This window comes from Pseudalkalibacillus sp. Hm43, from assembly GCF_054170705.1.
Genome location: NZ_CM135129.1, coordinates 3,436,498 through 3,455,774, shown reverse-complemented (window position 1 = coordinate 3,455,774; position 19,277 = coordinate 3,436,498). Strand labels below are relative to the sequence as shown.

The 19,277-nt window shown below is 43.7% G+C and carries 18 protein-coding genes; 3 read left to right on the top strand and 15 right to left on the bottom strand.

The window, feature by feature from the left end; genetic code table 11:
• Window positions 1–57: 57 nt before the first annotated feature.
• From ACXQIQ_RS17955 to sppA, 7 genes are all read right to left on the bottom strand, one after another.
• Window positions 58–1,245: an acetate kinase gene (locus ACXQIQ_RS17955; protein ID WP_439301016.1), complete on the bottom strand. Its 1,188-nt coding sequence runs from the start codon at window positions 1,243–1,245 to the stop codon at window positions 58–60.
• A 250-nt stretch (window positions 1,246–1,495) separates the two neighbouring features.
• On the bottom strand, window positions 1,496–2,485 hold the full coding sequence (locus tag ACXQIQ_RS17950) for a class I SAM-dependent methyltransferase (protein ID WP_439301017.1): 990 nt from the start codon (window positions 2,483–2,485) through the stop codon (window positions 1,496–1,498).
• Between the two features lie 150 nt (window positions 2,486–2,635).
• Window positions 2,636–3,136: a thiol peroxidase gene (gene tpx, locus ACXQIQ_RS17945; RefSeq protein ID WP_439301018.1), complete on the bottom strand. Its 501-nt coding sequence runs from the start codon at window positions 3,134–3,136 to the stop codon at window positions 2,636–2,638.
• 161 nt (window positions 3,137–3,297) lie between these two features.
• Window positions 3,298–3,804: a GerW family sporulation protein gene (ytfJ, locus tag ACXQIQ_RS17940; RefSeq protein ID WP_439301019.1), complete on the bottom strand. Its 507-nt coding sequence runs from the start codon at window positions 3,802–3,804 to the stop codon at window positions 3,298–3,300.
• The gene (locus ACXQIQ_RS17935; protein ID WP_439301020.1) at window positions 3,752–4,447 is read right to left on the bottom strand and encodes a DUF2953 domain-containing protein; all 696 of its coding nucleotides are present in this window, start codon (window positions 4,445–4,447) and stop codon (window positions 3,752–3,754) included. The genes ytfJ and ACXQIQ_RS17935 overlap by 53 nt, the downstream gene beginning before the upstream one ends.
• 77 nt (window positions 4,448–4,524) lie before the next feature.
• Window positions 4,525–5,010: an RDD family protein gene (locus ACXQIQ_RS17930; RefSeq protein WP_439301021.1), complete on the bottom strand. Its 486-nt coding sequence runs from the start codon at window positions 5,008–5,010 to the stop codon at window positions 4,525–4,527.
• Window positions 5,011–5,022: 12 nt separating this feature from the next.
• Window positions 5,023–6,030: a signal peptide peptidase SppA gene (gene sppA, locus ACXQIQ_RS17925; RefSeq protein ID WP_439301022.1), complete on the bottom strand. Its 1,008-nt coding sequence runs from the start codon at window positions 6,028–6,030 to the stop codon at window positions 5,023–5,025.
• 193 nt (window positions 6,031–6,223) lie between these two features.
• Between sppA and ACXQIQ_RS17920 the strand changes: the two genes are divergently transcribed.
• Entirely contained in the window at window positions 6,224–7,021 is a 798-nt protein-coding gene (locus ACXQIQ_RS17920; RefSeq protein ID WP_439301023.1) for an NAD kinase, read from the top strand.
• 42 nt (window positions 7,022–7,063) lie between these two features.
• On the opposite strand, the gene ACXQIQ_RS17915 is transcribed toward ACXQIQ_RS17920, so the two are convergent.
• The 6 genes from ACXQIQ_RS17915 to ACXQIQ_RS17890 all read right to left on the bottom strand — a co-directional run bounded on the left by ACXQIQ_RS17915 (window position 7,064) and on the right by ACXQIQ_RS17890 (window position 13,963).
• A complete protein-coding gene (locus ACXQIQ_RS17915; protein WP_439301024.1) occupies window positions 7,064–8,653 on the bottom strand; it encodes an amidohydrolase in 1,590 nt (529 codons plus the stop codon).
• Window positions 8,654–8,747: 94 nt separating this feature from the next.
• Window positions 8,748–9,101 carry a hypothetical protein gene (locus ACXQIQ_RS17910; RefSeq protein WP_439301025.1) on the bottom strand — a complete coding sequence of 118 codons (354 nt, stop codon included), beginning with the start codon at window positions 9,099–9,101 and terminating at the stop codon, window positions 8,748–8,750.
• A gap of 180 nt (window positions 9,102–9,281) precedes the next feature.
• Window positions 9,282–10,871, bottom strand: a complete 1,590-nt coding sequence (mbcS, locus tag ACXQIQ_RS17905) for an acyl-CoA synthetase MbcS (protein ID WP_439301026.1) — start codon at window positions 10,869–10,871, stop codon at window positions 9,282–9,284.
• Between the two features lie 441 nt (window positions 10,872–11,312).
• Window positions 11,313–11,504 (bottom strand): small, acid-soluble spore protein, alpha/beta type, encoded by a 192-nt coding sequence (locus tag ACXQIQ_RS17900; RefSeq protein WP_439301027.1) that lies wholly within the window; start codon window positions 11,502–11,504, stop codon window positions 11,313–11,315.
• Window positions 11,505–11,604: 100 nt separating this feature from the next.
• On the bottom strand, window positions 11,605–12,816 hold the full coding sequence (gene thiI / locus ACXQIQ_RS17895) for a tRNA uracil 4-sulfurtransferase ThiI (protein WP_439301028.1): 1,212 nt from the start codon (window positions 12,814–12,816) through the stop codon (window positions 11,605–11,607).
• 1 nt (window position 12,817) lies between these two features.
• Entirely contained in the window at window positions 12,818–13,963 is a 1,146-nt protein-coding gene (locus tag ACXQIQ_RS17890; RefSeq protein ID WP_439301029.1) for a cysteine desulfurase family protein, read from the bottom strand.
• A gap of 339 nt (window positions 13,964–14,302) precedes the next feature.
• Between ACXQIQ_RS17890 and brnQ the strand changes: the two genes are divergently transcribed.
• Complete coding sequence (brnQ, locus tag ACXQIQ_RS17885) at window positions 14,303–15,658, top strand: branched-chain amino acid transport system II carrier protein (RefSeq protein WP_439301030.1); 1,356 nt, start codon at window positions 14,303–14,305, stop codon at window positions 15,656–15,658.
• 115 nt (window positions 15,659–15,773) lie between these two features.
• Here the strand turns inward: brnQ and ezrA are convergent, their stop codons facing one another.
• Complete coding sequence (gene ezrA / locus ACXQIQ_RS17880) at window positions 15,774–17,477, bottom strand: septation ring formation regulator EzrA (RefSeq protein ID WP_439301031.1); 1,704 nt, start codon at window positions 17,475–17,477, stop codon at window positions 15,774–15,776.
• A gap of 247 nt (window positions 17,478–17,724) precedes the next feature.
• Between ezrA and hisJ the strand changes: the two genes are divergently transcribed.
• Window positions 17,725–18,543 (top strand): histidinol-phosphatase HisJ, encoded by an 819-nt coding sequence (hisJ, locus tag ACXQIQ_RS17875; RefSeq protein WP_439301032.1) that lies wholly within the window; start codon window positions 17,725–17,727, stop codon window positions 18,541–18,543.
• Here hisJ and refZ read toward each other — a convergent pair.
• On the bottom strand, window positions 18,540–19,211 hold the full coding sequence (gene refZ / locus ACXQIQ_RS17870; protein WP_439301033.1) for a forespore capture DNA-binding protein RefZ: 672 nt from the start codon (window positions 19,209–19,211) through the stop codon (window positions 18,540–18,542). The genes hisJ and refZ overlap by 4 nt on opposite strands.
• Window positions 19,212–19,277: the final 66 nt, after the last annotated feature.

The window sequence follows — 19,277 nt, the reverse complement described above, 5'->3', positions numbered from 1 at the left end:
TGAAGGATAGAAAAAGGAACTTCCGATTTCGGAAGTTCCTTCATTTTCAAAATATACTTATTGAGCTAAACGCACGGTGTCACGGGCAATCATGACTTCTTCATTCGTCGGGATGATCAACACTTTTACAGGTGAATGAGGATAGTTCAAGAATGCTTCTTTACCACGTACTTTGTTTAGTGCTGGGTCCCAATAGACGCCCATGAACTCGAGTCCTTTCATGACACGCTCGCGGATGACGTCGCTGTTCTCACCGATTCCTGCTGTGAACACAATCGCATCGATTCCATGCATCTTGGAAGCGTAAGACCCGATATACTTGTGGATACGACCTGCAAAAACTTCAAGGGCAAGCTCTGCACGCTCGTTACCTTCTTCTGCTTGTTGTTCGATATCACGTAGGTCGCTTGAAAATCCAGATACACCGAGAAGTCCACTTTCTTTGTTTAAAACGTTCATGACTTCTTCAGCTGTTTTTCCGGTCTTCTCCATGATATATGGAATCAACGCTGGGTCGATGTTCCCTGAACGTGTACCCATCGTTACACCAGCAAGCGGTGTGAAGCCCATTGACGTATCAATCGACTTTCCGCCTTCGATTGCTGCGATACTTGCACCGTTTCCGAGGTGACAAGAAATCAGACGGAGTTGCTCGATCGGGCGACCAAGTAGCTCTGCGCAACGCTGGGAAACATACTTATGGCTTGTCCCGTGGAATCCGTACTTACGAATACCGAATTCTTTGTAATAGTCATATGGCAAGCTATATAAGAACGATTGCTCAGGCATCGTTTGGTGGAATGCCGTATCGAACACTGCTACTGCCGGAACATCAGGAAGGATTTCCTTGAACGCTTGGATCCCCACGATGTTCGCAGGGTTATGAAGCGGTGCAAGGTCAGAAACTTCCTCAATTTCCTTGATGACTTCATCTGTAATCAGTACAGAGTCGTTGAATTTCTCTCCACCGTGGACGACACGGTGACCGATTCCTTCAATTTCATCATACGATTCGATGATGTGATGACCAGTCAATTTATCCAACAACATCTTGACCGCTACCGCATGGTCTTCGATGTCTGTCACTTCTTTCACTTTTTCGCCTTCCACTTCAATCGCGAAGACGCTGTCCGCAAGTCCGATCCTTTCGACGAGCCCTTTGGTGATGATGGTTTCCTCAGGCATTTTCAATAGTTGAAATTTAAGCGATGAACTTCCGGCATTAATCGCCAGTACCTTATTCATATATAAATACAACTCCTTCGTTGTTTGAAGATCAATTTTCGCAAAAACCTGCTATCATTAAACCACCAGACTACGGTCAACTGCAAGGACGGAAAGCGTTTTCGAGCCATATTCTTTATTTTCAGATTTGAATACGATTTCATTGTGACGTACTTGTGAAAAAATTTTCCGTTTTCTTGGTAAAATTCACTCCCGTTCCGCGGGAGTGAATTTCTTTTTCACAAATCATATCTTCTTCACATTCTATAAGTTAACCATTAAAGGATGTCTTAAACCACTGATCGATTTTCGCCATGATGCCTTGAAGGGCTTTCGGTTCCGAGAAGCTTGGAAGTTCTGCCATCAACGCTTCTTTCGGAGCTGTGACACCTTCTCCTTTTTTCTGTAAAAAGAAGATGCTCTTCGCTTGCTCTTCTTTTTTGAACATGGATAGCGGAAGCTGAAGCATTCCGTGAATGACCGCTTCTTCTTTCAGGAAGCTGTTCAGCTTTTTCGCTTCGTCACTCGTGAACAAGAAGTTCGGAATCAAGAAAAACAGGAACCCGCCCTCTTTCGTATGGTTGAGCGCTTGTTCAATCATGAGATGATGTGCATAAGAATGACCAGAATCTGATTTCAATTTGTATTGGGATGCCGTTACATCATCCGGATAATAACCGACCGGTAGATCCGTCACGACAACATCCACAGGATCAATCATCAGAGATCGTAAACTGTCTTGATGATACAGCTGAATGTCGTGTTCCTGTGCATTCAAGTTTGCATAAGCAAGCTTGATCAGTGTTTCGTCCACTTCTGATCCGTAGCTGAATACAGGCTTTTTGATCTGGTTCAGAATCGCAGCTACAAGGTTACCCGTTCCGATTGCCGGATCGAGCATGGTGATGCGTTCTTTTTTCCCCATCGTCTTCTCGACCAGATACCCGACAAACAATGCTACTGCGTCAGGAGTCATTGCGTGATGGGATTGTACACCATCCTGCATTCCTTTCAGGATAGCCAGTTGATAACCTTTACGGATTTCCTCTTTGGAAAGGTCGTCCAGAGAAAGGGATTGATATTTATAAAGTAGATCATTTTTTGTTTGTTCATCAAAACGGTCTGGAATGCCGCCTTGTACCAGGTTTTCACCTGTCTGGACCAAACCTTCCAGATAAGTCACCTGCTCCTTTTCGGAAAGGATGGTCGCTGTTTCATGCAACAAGCGATAAAATGATTCGATTTTTTGAAAATCAGGCATGCTTAAATCCTCCTATCATACATCTGAAACCATTGTACCAAATCTTGAAGAACACCTCGAATGATGAGAATAGTGTGTTCTGTTCAAAAGAAAAAGGCTAACCCCGTTGTAGGTTAACCTTCTCTCGTACTAATATGAAAAAGTTGCCGTTTACTCTGCAGACTTTGCAGCTTCGATTGCTGCATCGTAATCCGGATGGTTCGTTGCTTCGCTTACATACTCTACGTACGTGACTTTATCATTGGAGTCAACGACGAACACTGCACGAGCCAACAGGCGCAATTCTTCAATTGCAACACCATATGCTCTACCAAAGGAAAGGTCACGGTGGTCAGAAAGTGTTTGGACGTTATCGACACCAGCTGCCGCACACCATCTCTTTTGAGCCATCGGCAAGTCAACGCTGATCGTCAATACGTTCACATTATCAAGCTTAGAAGCTTCTTCATTGAATCGACGAGTCTGTTGATCACAAACACCTGTGTCAAGAGAAGGCACTACGCTGATCAAACGAACGCTTCCCTTTGTATCTTGTAACGTTACTTCTGACATATCATTTGCTAAAACAGTGAAATCTGGAGCTGCATCCCCTACGTTTACTTCGTTTCCTAATAGTGTAACTGGATTTTCTTTGAAAGTTACTGCTGCCATTACTAAACAACTCCTTTTATAAGGTTATGTACAAGTTCATCGTATACGTTCTACTTTCTCCTTTCAAGTCATAAACGTCAGATTTAACAAAAGTGAAAAATTAGAAATAAAAAATGTCCGGAACCCCCATGATTGGGACTCCGGACATTCGAAGCTTCTCTTTAGAAATCAAGATCTTGTTTTTGACGTCGCTCTGATTGGTGCTGCGTCTGACTCAGATCCGGTTGTTGATGTCTTTGGGAATCTTTGTTGGACTTAGAACTACCTGAGCCTTGTCCATTGTTCATCATCTTCTGGATTTTCTCAACGACTTGCGGTGCAAGATCCAATAATCGTTCATATAAATGGGTACTGTTATCCAGGTGGATGGTCTTCACACCAGAGGAGTTTACAATAAGAAAGGCAATCGGCGTAATGGAAACCCCGCCACCACTACCTCCACCGAACGGGAGAGAATCTCCATCTGAACTCCCTTTCGAGTGACCTGACGACATAGAATTGAACTGGCTACCACCTGCTGCAAACCCGAAACCAACCTTTGAAACCGTTAAAATCACACTGCCATCTGGGGTTTCGACCGGGTCACCAATGATCGTATTCACATCGATCATTTCTTTAATATTTTCCATTGCCGTTTGCATCAAGCCCTGGATTGGATGTTCTGACATGTTGTTTCCTTCCCTTCCAATTTTTTGCGATCTGATATGCTGCGAGCATAGCTTGCCCAGCCCGGAATGATATTATGCATTGAAAATGTGTTTGGACGATCGGCATCTGAAAGGAAGGCTGAATTTCGATTTTCGGTGGACTCAGCATTTTCATCAAGTGACTGACCATCCCTACAATACTGCCCTTAATCGTCCATAGCATTCCCGAAAAGATACCGGTTGAACTTGCATCTCCGGTCCCGAGAGAACTGTACCACTCAAACTCTTCTACTCGCACCCTTTTCAAGAATCTACGGATGATCCAGTGCATTTGATAAACCGAGTCGATCAACTCTTTCGTCTCCTGTGCACGCTCCATAATGGATTCCACTCGAAAGATGGCTTCTCTCTCTTTCTCGTGATCTTGTTCTCCGACTTCCATATCCGTTTGATACTTCATATGCAAGCCGTCATCCTCCATTTCCATTTCGTTGAAAGGAATATCCCATGAATAGTGGAACATGCCACGTAAGAGGTGCAGTCGGACTTTACACTCATCACGATTCTGATCATGGACAAAAATGATAGAAATCCGGACAGTGCTCAACATGAGGAGAACGATAATCAAACCAAGAATCGATAGAATCCCGATGACCCAATACATCCGACTGACCACCTTTCAGCAAAAATCACATAAAAAAGACCTATCAGCATTATGTACTGACAGGTCTATAACAATACCTATTTACGTATATGAACGACTCTCGTATCTGCGAAAATATCATGCAAGGCTTTCTTTTCACTTGTAAAAGCAGTGATGATATACCCTATGAAGAACACCTTACTAATGAATCTGCCGACAACCTCCCGGAAAAGAAGCGTCGACCAGGCCAACTTTCCATCCACATCCTGCGTGACCACCTGAATTCCCAAAATCATTTTACCTAATGTCTGACCGAAGAAACGGGTCATCAACAGGAAGTACCCATAAAATATGATTGCGGTCAGGATGGCTTTCAATGAAAACATGCTTCCGTCCGTCAACGGAAGGTCCAGCCATCGGAATGTCGGATAGATGAGAATGCGGTATAAGCTACCGATAACGAGAATATCAAATAAATACGCCCAAAAGCGCATCCAGAACCCTGCATATTTCCGTGCTGGAGGAGGAGCTGGTGCTGGAGACGTTTCGACTGGTTGATCCATTGATTCTTCTGTATGATCCAAATCAATCTCCTCCTATTCTGTATACAAATATTTGATTTGAGGTGTGTTCGTCTCACTCATCAACTTTTGGATGCCTAAAATGTCGCCATTCGGCTGGAACAGTTTTTGAGCTGTCATGTTCAAGAAGGAATTCAATCCGAAATTTTGTTCATAACGGACAACCTTCAGATGAGAGTTTCCAAGATCTTTTTTCATCTTAGTAATCGCATCGTCCAGATCGCCAAGCTCATCAACCAACTGGAGTTCCTTCGCCTGGCGGCCGTCATAGACTCGACCATCTGCTAGTTCACGCACTTTATTCTCATTCATGTCACGTCCAGACGCGATGACATTCACAAACTCGTTATACGAATTATCCACGATGGATTGGAGGATTTCCCTTTCATCCTCAGACATCTCACGTGTTGGCGAGAGGATGTCCTTATGCTCACCGCTCTTGATCGTTTCCCATTTCACGCCAAGCTTTTCAGCAAGCTCTCCATAATTCATCGACTGGATGATGACACCGAGCGATCCGGTCAAAGTGGAAGGGTGTGCGATGATTTTATCGGCAGGAGCGGCAATGTAATAACCTCCAGAAGCCGCCATACTTCCCATTGATATGTAAACTGGTTTCTTGGATTTCTCCTGAATCGTTTTGATCTGGTCGTGAATCTCAGCACTTTCGACCACTCCACCACCAGGGGAATTCACACGGATGATGATCCCTTCGACATTCGCATTTTCTCCTGCATATTCCAGCATATCGAGAAATTGTCTATGATTATAGCCAGGGGATTGGAAAAATGATGTGGCATCGCCTGTATCCTGGATGACCCCATCTACCTCCAACACGACAATGCTGTTCTGACTACTGCCTTTCTCTACAACTTGCTCGACAAATGGTTCTTCTTCAAAAAATGCGTTGCTTTGTAATTTTCCGAAGTTCGCATCTGCCATCACGGACAATCCATTTATGATGATTGAGCCAATCAGCAGCACAGCTGCAATTCCTAAAGCCGCCCAACGTTTTCCGTTCAATTTTGAAGCCCCCTCGTTCCATTTTATTTTGTAAAGTTTACCCAATACTAGTTAGAATATCATATTTCAGAAGGCAGGATTAAGATTTGACAAAAAAGTTCAGAAAACAGATTATGAGTGTACAGGATTAGAAAAAGCGAATAATAAGTAAGCAATTGTAGCTCGATGAAATTCTGTTTACAGGAGGTTTGTGATGGCTGATCGTAAGAACATCCATTTTTTCTATAAAAAAGGCAGCGAATACGAGGAGAAAATCACCAGACTGAAAAATTTAGCCGTCGATAATGGTTTTACATTGGTAGACGATGCTGATGACGCCAACATCATCGCAAGTATCGGAGGGGACGGCACTTTCCTTCAAGCGGTCCGCAAGACCGGGTTCCGGGACGATGTGTTGTATGTTGGAGTGAGCACAGGACAACTGGGCTTTTATTGTGACTTTGATATCGAAGATCTTTCAGGAATGATTGAAGCGATGATGAACGAACAAGTGGAGGTCCGCCGTTATCCGACCATCCAAGTGGATGTGGAACACGACGCTTCCTTCTATTGTTTGAATGAGGTTTCGATCCGATCGGGCATCATCAAGGCATTGTCTCTGGACTTATACATTGATGATTTGTTTTTCGAGAGGTTCAAGGGAGACGGAATCATCGTATCCACCCCGACAGGCAGCACAGCGTACAACAAATCATTGGACGGTGCGATTGTAGATCCGAAGCTCGCTTGCATGCAGGTCAGTGAGGTCGCTTCCATCAACAACAATCACTATCGGACACTCGGTAGCTCTTTTCTATTGAGTGATGAACGTGCACTGGAAATCAGAATGGTCGACGACGGAAACGATTTCCCTGTCATTGGAATGGACAATGAGGCATTAAGCGTCCGCCACGGGGGTACGATACGGATCAACCTCTCAGATAAACGAATTAAAACGGTAAAACTGAAGGACAACTCCTTCTGGCATAAAGTGAAACGAAGCTTTCTATAGGAAAAAGGTGACCTGGCAGGTCACCTTTTTTACATGAATTGTTTATTCAGCAGAGTATACGACTGTATTGTTGACTACGGTCTTTAAAACTTTCACGTGAGGAATCGTTTCAGGGTCGATCCGGAACAAGTCCTCACTCAGCACAGTGAAATCTGCACTGTATCCATTGTCGATCTGTCCCATTTCTTCTTCTTTTCCAATTGCATAAGCGCTTCCTTTCGTATACAGCTCCACAGCTTCGTACGGCGTCAACTTCTGTTCAGGATAGTAGCCTTCGTGGCGATCTCCTGGTTTTTTACGCATGACCGCAGCATAGATCGTCGCTAAAGGATCCGCTGTTTCAATGGGGGCATCTGAGCCGGATGCACACGGAATTCCCTCTTCAAGCAACGTCTTCCACGCGAAACTATATTGCATGCGCTCTTCACCCAACCGCTCGATCACCCATGGAAAATCGGATGCAACGAAATGAGGTTGGATGTCGATGATGACCGGCACTTTTTTCAGCCGTTCAATTAAATCTGGACGCACGATTTGTCCATGTACGAAACGGTCCCTCGATCCTTCTGGCGGTGGATTCTCTTCCACGGCATATAAGGCAAACTCCAATGCCAAGTCTCCGATCGTATGGATGGCGACTGGCATGTTGTATTTCCTTGCCTTTTTGACGAGCTCTTTCAGCTCGGTCAGAGAATGGATTGCTACACCATATGTTTCCGGCATGTCATTGTATGGCTTGCTTAAATACGCCGTCCTACCTCCGAGTGCCCCATCCGCAAAGATTTTCATTGAACCAAGCTCGACATATCCGTTGGAAGCACCGACTACATACCCTTGGCCATGCATGTCTTCTACAACCTCATGATGCACGAGCAAGTTCGCTTTGAATTTCAGTTGATCTTCATTCACCACATTTAAAAACGTCTGATACGTCCTTCCGAACCCTCCATAATAGTTGAGGTCTTCGCTATGTCCGCCGACAATCCCATGCTTCGTCAGATCTTCAATCGACGTTCTTAATGCACGATCCAAGTATTCCTCCGTCACTTGTGGGATAGCGTTCTTCACAAGGTCCTGAGCCTTGTCCAGAAGGTATCCTGTCGGGGAACCGTTTGAATCCCTGACAATCACTCCTCCAGGTGGATCAGGCGTTTCATTTGTTATGCCAGCGAGTTGCAGTGCTTTGGAGTTTGCCAGCAAAGCATGCCGGCAGATCCTCGTCAACATCATCGGATGATGAGGTGCAATTTCATCTAGCTCAAACCGGTGAAAAATTTTACGATCCACAAAATTGTTCTCATTCCAACCATCACCAATGATCCATTCATCTAACGGTGTCGAATAGACCTTCTCTTTCAGCGTCGTTCTCATTTCTTCTGCTGAATGGATGTCTGATAAATCGAGTCGCATGAGCTTTTCACCATGCCCGATCATATGTAAATGACTGTCTACGAACCCTGGGTACATGACAGCCCCATCTAAGTCTTGTACCTGGTCGATTTCATATTGTTGTTCGATTTCTGCGCGATTTCCACACGCCAGGATTTTATCGCCTTCGACCAATACGGCTTCGACGGTGTCCCCTTCTTCTTTCATCGTGTAGATTGTGCCGTTCGTCCATAACGTTCTCATGACTACACCCCAATTTTTCTGATTTCGTAACAAAAGCATACCGAAATTTTCTGAAAAAATCTATCCAGAAAAGTCGGAGTGCGCATAGCACTTTTTATTGATTGAGGAAGATGTTTTCCAAGTTCTCGGCGTATTCTTTTTCGAGAGTTCCATACCCTTCTTTTTCATTGTTACTGATAATGGTGACAGTACCTAAATTCTGTTCGAACCATATTTGATATTCGATCAATCGTTCAGGCATGTTCTTATCATATCTGAAAAATAGAGTCGCCTTTATATCTTCTTTTCTCGCCATTTTCGGATTAACATTTGGTTCCCACTTGATATGGTGGAAGGCTTCTCTTAACTTTCCTAATGTTTCATCATCTGTGATCATGAAAGGATCTCCATAGCTTTCATCTGAGTTAACCACTTGGACATCAATTCTTGAAAGTTGATCCAAATCCAACTTATTTGTGCAACCTACTAGAATAAAACATATGATGATTAAGACATAGCTTGCATTTTTCAAAAAACCAACTCCCGAATTATACTCTACCTTTAAGTAATACAACGTTTTCCAGGTGAACTCCTTTGACAATATAAAAGACAGGCCTAAAAATTAATCAGGCCTGTCTTTTCGCTACATTTATTTTACTGTCGCTTGATTTTCTTTCATACGGAGTTCGATACGGCGGATTTTACCGGATGTGGTTTTCGGCAGCTCCTCGACGAACTCGATTTTACGTGGATATTTGTATGGTGCAGTAAGCTTTTTCACGTGATCTTGAAGAGCTGGAATGATATCGTCAGACGATGCTTCAGATGGATTCTTCAAGACGATGAACGCTTTGACCACATGCCCCCTCACTTCATCAGGGCTTGCAACGACAGCACACTCTTTCACTGAAGGGTGCTTAACGAGCGCATCTTCAACTTCAAATGGTCCGATCGTATATCCGGAGCTGATGATGATGTCATCTCCACGCCCTTCAAACCAGAAGTAGCCGTCTTCGTCTTTTTTCGCTTTGTCCCCTGTAAGGTAATAATCACCGCGGAATGCCATTCGTGTCCGATCCGCATCCTTATAATATTCTTTGAAAAGCGCAGGTGCATCGCGGTGTACCGCAATATCCCCCACTTCTCCAAGTTGAACGGGTTGACCTTCCTCGTTGATGATTTCGACACGGTTACCAGGTGTCGGTTTCCCCATCGATCCCGGACGGACTTCCATCCCATCGACGATTCCGACGAGCAATGTATTTTCGGTCTGACCATATCCATCACGGACTGTGACGTTGAAATACCTTTGGAAGATATCAATGACTTCACGATTCAACGGTTCACCAGCTGAAACCGCACTTCTCAGATTTGAAAGATTATAATCATCCAGGTTATCCACCTTAGCCATCAATCGATATTCCGTCGGTGTACAACACAAAACGTTGATCTGATATTTTTCCAAAAGCTCCAAGTACATGTTCGGATCGAATTTTCCATTATAGACAAAACCTGTTGAACCTGTACCTAAAGCGGATACGAATGGACTCCAGATCCACTTCTGCCAACCTGGTCCGGCTGTCGCCCAGACCTTGTCGCCTTCTTTAATGTTAAGCCAAGAAAGTGCAGCAGTACGAATGTGCGCGTAAGCCCATCCATGCGTGTGAACAACACCTTTCGGCTGTCCTGTCGTCCCTGACGTATATGATAAAAAGGCCATGTCATCTCGCTCAGTTGATGGGAGCTCAAGGGACTTGTCCGCTTTCGCGATGACTTCGCCAAGATCCATCCAGCCATCTTTCTCACCGCCAACAACGATTTTATGTTTCAGGCTATCGATAGGACCCTCAATCTCATCGATTTGAGGCGTGAATGGGTGGTACGACACGACCGCCTTCACTTCTCCGTGATTGATTCGATAGCTCAAGTCTTTCGATCTCAGCATTTCAGAGCAAGGGATAACGACGAGTCCAGCTTTCAGATTCGCCAAGTACACTTTGTACGTATCGATTAAACGAGGCATCATGACGAGCACTTTGTCGCCTTTTTGAAGACCTAGTGATAGGAATGCTTTTGCAATTTCGTTTGCTTCGTCAAATAACTGTTTGTACGTGATTTCGTCCTCTTCACCCTGATCATTCAACCACTGGATTGCGACACGGGTAGAGTCCTTAGCATACTTCTCCATTTCTTCTGCTGCATTGTACATTTCTGGTGCAATGAGTGTTTCGTTGTTCAAGATGGATAGCCTCCTTATGTAATCGTTTACACCTACCATTATACATAATTTTTAGAATATTTCCATTTCGACCGAACGTTCACTCAGGAAGAAAATGCCGGAAATGCTAGTACAGACGGGAATCATAAGGAATGAAATTTTCTTTCTATCCGTCATTTTACGATTTCCCTTTTTTCGAGGATCGAATAAGCCTCTTTCGGTGCTGGATCTACCCGAATTTCTCTTTTCGCACCACGCATAGGCTTCTTTCGGTGCTAGATCTCCCCGTTTTTCTCTTTTCGCACCCCGCAAAAGCCTCTGTCGGTGCTCGATCTCCCCGAACCTCCCCTTATCGAGCACCGCAAACAGTGCCCGCCTCACCCCATCCCTCACAAAAACCGCACAAGAATAGGCCAGCACGAGTGCTGACCTGTTTTCCATAGATATGATGTTGTAGAGGTGTTATTGTTGAGGTTTTTGACCTTGAGCCATAGCTACAAGACGCTTAGTGATCTCTCCTCCTACAGAACCGTTTGCACGTGCTGAAGAGTCAGGACCAAGTTGAACACCGAATTCAGAAGCGATTTCAGTCTTCATTGCATTGATTGCTTGTTGAGCTCCAGGAACTACTAGCTTGTTTGATTGATATGCCATGTGGATTCACCTCCTTGACCATAGGTTGCGAAGGTGAGCAAAAAACCATACCTCTTTAAAAGTGGTAAATTCTTGCTAAAAAATCCACAGGTTCAATTCATTAGAACAAGTCCTCGAATGCTTCTTCCTCTTTAGAATGCGTATCTTCTCTAAAGAAGATCGACTCAGTGTTCTCAACCGCTTGCTCCACGAGCTCATCGATCTCCATGTACTGCTCGAACCGGTTCGCTTTATCACGGTTCGGTTTCGTTTTCGGAGCGGATGGAACAAAGACTGTACAGCAGTCTTCATATGGACGAATCGAAATATCGTAAGTGCCGATCTTTCTTGAAATGTCCATAATTTCAAGCTTGTCCATCGTTATGAGCGGACGGATCATCGGCAGGTTGGTCACTTCGTTGATCGTGTTCATGCTGGACAACGTCTGGCTTGCTACCTGCCCGAGACTTTCACCCGTTGCGATAGCAAGTGCGTCATTTTTATAAGCCAATTGTTCTGTGATCCGCAGCATGTACCGTCTCATGACCGTCATGCTGTAATTGTCCGGAATCTGTTTCTTGATCGCTTTTTGAATTTCTGTAAAAGGAACGACGTGCATCTTGATGTTTCCGCCGTATCTCGTTAACACTTTCGTCAGGTCCTCTACCTTCTGACGGGCGCGCTCACTTGTAAATGGAGGACTGTGGAAGTGGACCATTTCCAATCGTACTCCACGTTTCATCGTCAAGTAGCCAGCGACTGGGCTGTCAATGCCACCGGAAAGCATCAACATGACTTTCCCGCTGCTGCCAATCGGAAGACCTCCAGCACCCGGATAATCGATGCAACTGATATAGGCGGCTTCAGGCTTGATTTCTACCTTCACTTCGACATCCGGGTTATGGACGTCCACCGTAATATCTTCTGTATGTTCCAGAATGTATCCTCCGACGAGAGGGTTCATTTCTTGGGAATCATGCGGATACTGTTTATAGTTCCGTTTCGTGGACACCTTGAACGTGTTGACAGATGGACCTGCGTCACGCAACGCTTCAAGTGCAGTTTTTTGGATCGTTTCGAGTTCAAGGTCACACTTCGCAGCAAGTCTTAAACCTTGAATCCCGAAAATCTCTTGAAGTTTTTCAACCACAGGTTCATGGTCTTGTCCGTTCAATTCAATATTCATGCGGTCAAACGCCTTCTTCACCTTCACTTGTCCGAAAGGCTTCAACTTGCGTTTTACCGTTTCTCTCAATTTTTTTTCAAAATGGTGACGGTTCTTTCCTTTTAATGAAAGTTCACCGTATCTGACTATGATGTGATCGTAAATCATACTACTCCCTCATTACTTTTCTTAAATTTAAAATGACTTCTTCTAGTGTCTCGAGAAATTCTTTTCCTTCACTTAATGTGTTCTCGAAATTCAAACTTACTCGGATTGCACTGCTCGCACGTTCAGCATCGTGACCTGTCGCCTCTAAAATCCGGCTGACATCACTGGATTTGGATGAGCATGCGGATTTTGTGGACACATACATGTCACGCTCTTCTAACGCATGAATCAAAACTTCAGGCTTGATGCCCAGTACTGAGAAATTCAAAATGTGCGGTGCACTGTTCACTTCTGGTGTATTGATCAAAACACGATCCATTTCAGAGATTCTTTTCCGGAGAAAATCCTTCAACTGAAGCATATCAGACATCCGCTCTTCCGAATTTTCCATCGTCAGTCGAAGGGCTTTCGTCATGGCGATGATTCCAGGTACATTCTCCGTCCCCGCTCGGTTGCGGAATTCATGTTCGCCACCGGTCAATAAAGAGAAAAGCGACACGCCACTTCTCACGTAAAGGAATCCAACACCTTTAGGACCGTGGAACTTATGACTGGAAAATGAACATAAATCAATGCCAGATTGCTCATACTGAAGAGGTACTTTTCCAATTCCCTGAACGTTATCAACATGGAAAAAGATCTTCGGATACGCTTTCAGCATTTGACCGATTTCCTTGATAGGCTGGATCGTACCAAGCTCATTGTTCACATGCATGACCGAAACTAGAATGGTTTCTTCCGTTAATGCATTTTTTACATCCTCAGCCGTAGTTCTCCCTTGTTCATCTACAGGTAGATACGTCACGTCGAATCCCATGTCTTCTAGCTGTTGAAATGAAGAATAGCAAGAAGCATGTTCGATTTCGGTCGTAATCAAGTGACGACCTCTAGACTGATGTTCCAAGGCAATACCTTTAATAGCCAAGTTGTTGGCTTCGGTACCACCTGATGTGAACACGATCTCGTTCGGTTTCACTCGTATCAAATCCGATACTTGCTGCCTAGCTTTATGGATCAACCGTTCCACTTCTCCACCGAGGCGATGAATCGAGGAAGGGTTGGCGAAATAGTTTTCCGATACTTTCAGATATGTTTGCAACACTTCGGGATAAGGCTTAGTCGTTGCACTGTTATCAAAATAAATCATGAATCCATGTACCCCTTTTAATACGATTTTTGCATCATTTAATAATACCATATTTTAAAATTATTCCAAACCGCCTTTAGAATATTAAAAACCCACTCAAAATCGACATTATGCGACACGAAAATACATATCTGAAAATTTTCACGTTTCATGCATGAAAGAACATACGAGGGAATAAGGGATCATATCCGAGGATAGTAAATTTGCACAAAAATTTTTAATGATAACAATCTTTAAACTTTTTTGTTTAGTATCTTTTTTTCGTAAAGATTATGTTAATATCTAATTCGAATTTAGAAAAATCAATGATTTCAGTCGATCGCAACAGGAGGTTTCTTCATGAATTCAAAAAAAGCGCTTACAATGAAAGATACACTTACAATCGGTCTTATGATGTTTGCCTTATTCCTTGGAGCAGGGAATATGATTTTTCCACCGGCACTTGGTCAAACCGCAGGTACGAATGTATGGACAGCAATTATCGGCTTTTTGATCACCGGTGTTGGATTACCTTTAGTAGGAATCATTGCAATTGGACTTACTGGCGGAACATTACGTGATCTATCATCTCGTGTTCATCCAAAGTTTGCATTTGTATTCACTTCCCTGATCTATCTTGCAATTGGTCCTTTCTTTGGCATACCGAGAACAGGTACTGTAGCGTTTGAAATCGGAGCTAAGCCATTCTTAGCAGAAAGTGTGAATCCAAATGGACTACCGCTTTTCATTTATACGATCATCTTTTTTGGAATCACATTCTGGTTTGCGCTCAATCCGACCAAACTCGTGGATCGAATCGGTAAGATCCTAACTCCGATTCTGATTACGGTCATCGGTTTGATTGTGTTCAAAGGAATCTTCAGTCCGATGGGTGATTTCTCAGCACCTAAAGGGGACTATGCATCTACTCCATTTTTCACTGGTTTCATCAACGGTTACCTGACGATGGATGCCATCGCAGCTCTTGTATTCGGAATCATCATCATCAACGCGGTGAAGTCGAAAGGTGTTACGGATAAAAAAGAAATCGCCAAAGCGACGACGAAAGCGGGTATCATCGCTGTCAGCGGTCTTGCCTTAGTGTATCTTTCTCTTGCGTATATCGGTGCTACAAGCCGTGGGGCACTTGGAGAGCTAGCTAACGGCGGTGCCATTTTGACAGGGTCTGCTGATCTATTGTTCGGTCAATTCGGCATCAGCTTATTGGCGGTTGCGATTACGTTCGCTTGTTTAACAACTTCTATCGGGCTTGTAACGGCTTGTGGTGAATACTTCAAGAGCTTGTTACCGAATGTCTCGTACAAATTGATCATCGCTATTTTGTGTGTGTTCAGTGCGGCGGTTGCCAATGTCGGCCTTACACAATTGATCAACCTCACATTGCCAGTATTGATCGGTGTTTATCCACTTGCAATCGCGCTTGTTGGTTACTCTTATCTTCATCGTCAGTTCGGTGGACACCGTGAAGTGTATATCGGGGGATTGTTAGGTGCAGGAATCATAAGTATCTTTGATGCATTGAAGCAGATGAAGGTGGATATCTCAGCTGTAGCTGAAGTGTTCAGCGTCATTCTTCCTCTATATGACGAGGGGATCGGTTGGATTGTACCATCCATCATAGGGGCAATCATCGGTTACCTTGTTGCACGGACTCGAAACCAATCGGCTGAAAACCCCGATCCGAACGAAGCATAAAACAAATTGAGTTTAAGGATGATCCATCGCTGGTCGTCCTTTTTCTATGTGCATAATAAAACCCGAAGGCTAGGACTCTCCAACTGGAGAAGTGCACCTTCGGGTTTTTCTTTCGCTATACTTTTTGTTTCGGTTTATAGCTTTCTTCTAAACGTTGTAGAATGCCTGGCTCAACAGTATCGATGGCTTCAGCCGCATGTTCCAACGCATCTTCATAATTGTACGTACGGAAGGATTGCTCGGCTTCAGAAAGCTTGACAGCGACCGTAATATACTGGCTACGATAACGGTTACCGTATTGGATCAGGCGTTCTGCCCAAACGGCACGATCGATGATATGATACGTTTTCTCATACACTTCATCGATGGCTTCTTCTGCTTCAATCAAGCGATGGAGCACTTCAGCCATTTGCAAAGGTTTATCATTCAATTTGTTGGTGACGGTTTGAAGCTTCACTTCGGCATCGTGCATGGATGCAAAGAACGTTTCTGGAAGACCCGGAAGATTATTGCGATGGACTTCCTTTTTTGCATCGATCAGCTTTTTACGGAATTCGTGGATTTTTTCAACAGCCTCCAGCTCATCTTTACGGAGGTTTTGAAGTTTCTCCTGATATACTTCCGTCATTTCGCGAAGCTCTTCCAGTTGCTTCGTTACACCTTCAAGCATCTCTTGGACTGATGTATAGGATTGATGTTGCTCATCCATTGAGTGAAGGATCGTTCCTACTCGTTTCTCCAGCTTTTCAAATGAGTTTTCTAATCGTTCTTGTAAGTCTAGGTTCTCTTGCTCGATCTGATAGCTGAGTCGTACGACGTTCGTCTCTTCATTCAGCTGTTGAATCTCCGTCTTAAGACCTTCGACGTCTATTTTGATTTCTTCGCTTCGTTCAGCAACCGTCTGTTTCGCTACAACTTCCGCCTCTAGTGTATCGTAGAGCTCTTCGATCTTAGCGTTCATCTGGCTGATTTCTTCCCGCGCCTCTTCGACTTCGATGTGATGGACTTTTTCTTTGATGATACCGTAAGCATAGTCGATTACTTCAAGCTCTTTTTCGACACCTAATTGATCGACTCTGAAGCCTTGTTCTTCCATCTGTTTGAGACCTTCTTTGAGTTCTTTGATCGTCTCAGGAATTTCTGATTGGAACTGGTATAGCAATTCTGGCATTACTTCGAGCTCATATTGCAACGTTCGGATATCTTCGTCGATCTGGATGATATATGTACGGGCAGCGATATGGTTGCCGTTTTCCGTCTCTTCGTTGTAATTGGCGAATTTTTCCGAAACCTGTTCAATTCTCTTCTCAAACGTTTCAACCAGAGGACCCAGAGCACGATAGTGCGTGAGAAGGTGCTTTCGCAACCCTTTGAATTCTTCCTTCAATTCTCCGATTTCTTTCCGGTTCAACTCTTCACTTTCAACGAATTCATTGATTTCTGAAGAAATTTCATCGATCTTTTCTTCGATATGGAAAATGGCCTTTCGAGTTTCAGACAGGATGTTGCGCGCTTTTTTGAAACGGTATTTGTCTGCAGCATCTTCTGCATCAAATAGGTTCTCTTCTAAATTTGGAAGCTGTTGTGTAACGATGACATCCCACTCTTCTCGCCAAACCTCGAACTTCTTTTCCGTCTCTCCGATCATTTCTAATGCTTTCACTTTAGCGATTTCATCCGAAAGAGGGCGATTCATGATATTCACTTTTTGTGTTTCGAGATGATCGATCTGGTCATAAATTTTCTTTCGTGTGTATGTACCGTAACCTATAAATGCTGAAAGCAGCACGATCAGCACCATGAAGATATAAATCATCATAGGGACCTTCCATCCTTCCCTTTTTCAGTTATGTATATTAAGCTATTAAGTAAAAATTATGGCATGAAAATTTTCTAGGAAATAATATTTCTACAATATGTACTATTTTTCGCCAAAATTCATGGGATTTCGGCGTTCTTCATAACTACTATAATACCATGTATGCGACTTTCATAACTACATTTTTTCGAAAATTTGATAAAAAATTGCTTTTTTCTGACAGAAATCCCAGATAAGGAGGATCCATATGAAAATTTTTGATGGACACGTTCACACACCGTATTGTCCTCATGGTTCCAAAGACGATTTTCACAAATACATCGAACGAGCAATTGAGCTCGGTCTCAAGGGACTCACATTTACCGAACATGCTCCTTTACCCGCTGGTTTCACCGATCCTACCCCCCAACAAGATAGCGGTATGAAGCTGCAAGAAATGGAGTCGTATGTAGCGCGTATCAATGACCTTCGTCATGAATACGAGAAAGATCTCATCATCAAAACGGGTCTTGAAGTGGATTTTATTGAAGGTTACGAACACGAATCCCGCGCTTTTCTCGATGAATATGGTCCTCATCTGGACGATGCGATCCTGTCTGTCCATTTTTTAAAGTCCGGTGCAAATTATCACTGCATGGATTATAGCCCGGATGTGTTCGGAGTGCTTGTCGATGAGCTGGGATCGGTTCAGAACGTTTACACACACTATTATCGGACAGTGCAACGTTCGATTACAGCCGATCTAGGAAAAAATAAACCGAAGCGAATCGGTCATATGAGCCTTGTCATGAAATTTCAAAAGAAATTCCCGAATCCGGACATCAACAAAAAAGAGATTCTGGATACGCTTGATCTTGTTGCCGAACAAAATCTCCAACTAGATTATAATGGTTCGGGTATGATGAAGCCTTTATGTCGGGAGCCTTACCCATCTGAATGGATTGTGAAAGAAGCCCTGAAGAGACACATTCCGCTCGTTTATGGTTCCGATGCCCATAGTGCGAAAGACCTCGGTCAAGGCTATGGACAGTTGATGAAAGAAGCACCGCTCACTCAGCCTTTTTAAGGGGCTGCAAGCGGTGCTTCCTTATTTTCTTTTCCTGCCAGTGCATTGGCATCATAATGGATACAGAGTGTTTCGTTCACCCAGTTTTGGATCGTGTTCATGTACTTCGTCGTGAAGTACCGGTCGTTAACGGAAAACTGATAGATTTCCCGTATGTACTGCGGATAGAGAAACGGCATGAACAGCATGCTCCTCAACTGCATGATCACCATGTTTTTCGAAACAGATTTGAATTCCTTCTGCTTGATCCCTTTATCGAATATCGCATTATAGTAGTATTTTTCCTTCATCAAATAAGTCGTCATGATCTCCCTTACAAGGGTCGTATCAATACTTATTTCCCTGTGTACGAGCCTCGCCGCCTGGGAGCGACCTTGCTGGTAGATGATCACTTCTTCGATGAGCTTATTCAAACAACTACGGGCAGAATCCTTTTCCAATTTTTCATAGGCGTCTTCAAGCACATAGAGATAGCCTTCAAGAAAGGAAGACATGAGAAATTCCAGTAGTCCTTTCTTCCCACCAAAATAATAAGAAATCAAGGATACGTTTACGCCAGCCTTATCTGCGATGTCACGGACGGATGTCCCCGAGTAGCCGTTGTTATTAAACAAGTATGCTGCAGCTTCTGCTACTTTTTCTTTGGTGATGGACAGAGCCTTATTCATGGCAAATCACCTCAACATACGATCTATACTACCAACATTCTTCTTTACCCTTGAAAATCCTTCGTT

What these genes read in the sequence shown, in the direction of transcription:
- ACXQIQ_RS17955 (WP_439301016.1), bottom strand. Translation starts at nt 1,245, where the DNA reads ATGAATAAGGTACTGGCGATTAATGCCGGAAGTTCATCGCTTAAATTT.
- ACXQIQ_RS17950 (WP_439301017.1), bottom strand. Translation starts at nt 2,485, where the DNA reads ATGCCTGATTTTCAAAAAATCGAATCATTTTATCGCTTGTTGCATGAA.
- tpx (WP_439301018.1), bottom strand. Translation starts at nt 3,136, where the DNA reads ATGGCAGCAGTAACTTTCAAAGAAAATCCAGTTACACTATTAGGAAAC.
- ytfJ (WP_439301019.1), bottom strand. Translation starts at nt 3,804, where the DNA reads ATGTCAGAACATCCAATCCAGGGCTTGATGCAAACGGCAATGGAAAAT.
- ACXQIQ_RS17935 (WP_439301020.1), bottom strand. Translation starts at nt 4,447, where the DNA reads ATGTATTGGGTCATCGGGATTCTATCGATTCTTGGTTTGATTATCGTT.
- ACXQIQ_RS17920 (WP_439301023.1), top strand. Translation starts at nt 6,224, where the DNA reads ATGGCTGATCGTAAGAACATCCATTTTTTCTATAAAAAAGGCAGCGAA.
- ACXQIQ_RS17915 (WP_439301024.1), bottom strand. Translation starts at nt 8,653, where the DNA reads ATGAGAACGTTATGGACGAACGGCACAATCTACACGATGAAAGAAGAA.
- ACXQIQ_RS17900 (WP_439301027.1), bottom strand. Translation starts at nt 11,504, where the DNA reads ATGGCATATCAATCAAACAAGCTAGTAGTTCCTGGAGCTCAACAAGCA.
- thiI (WP_439301028.1), bottom strand. Translation starts at nt 12,816, where the DNA reads ATGATTTACGATCACATCATAGTCAGATACGGTGAACTTTCATTAAAA.
- ACXQIQ_RS17890 (WP_439301029.1), bottom strand. Translation starts at nt 13,963, where the DNA reads ATGATTTATTTTGATAACAGTGCAACGACTAAGCCTTATCCCGAAGTG.
- brnQ (WP_439301030.1), top strand. Translation starts at nt 14,303, where the DNA reads ATGAATTCAAAAAAAGCGCTTACAATGAAAGATACACTTACAATCGGT.
- ezrA (WP_439301031.1), bottom strand. Translation starts at nt 17,477, where the DNA reads ATGATGATTTATATCTTCATGGTGCTGATCGTGCTGCTTTCAGCATTT.
- hisJ (WP_439301032.1), top strand. Translation starts at nt 17,725, where the DNA reads ATGAAAATTTTTGATGGACACGTTCACACACCGTATTGTCCTCATGGT.
- refZ (WP_439301033.1), bottom strand. Translation starts at nt 19,211, where the DNA reads ATGAATAAGGCTCTGTCCATCACCAAAGAAAAAGTAGCAGAAGCTGCA.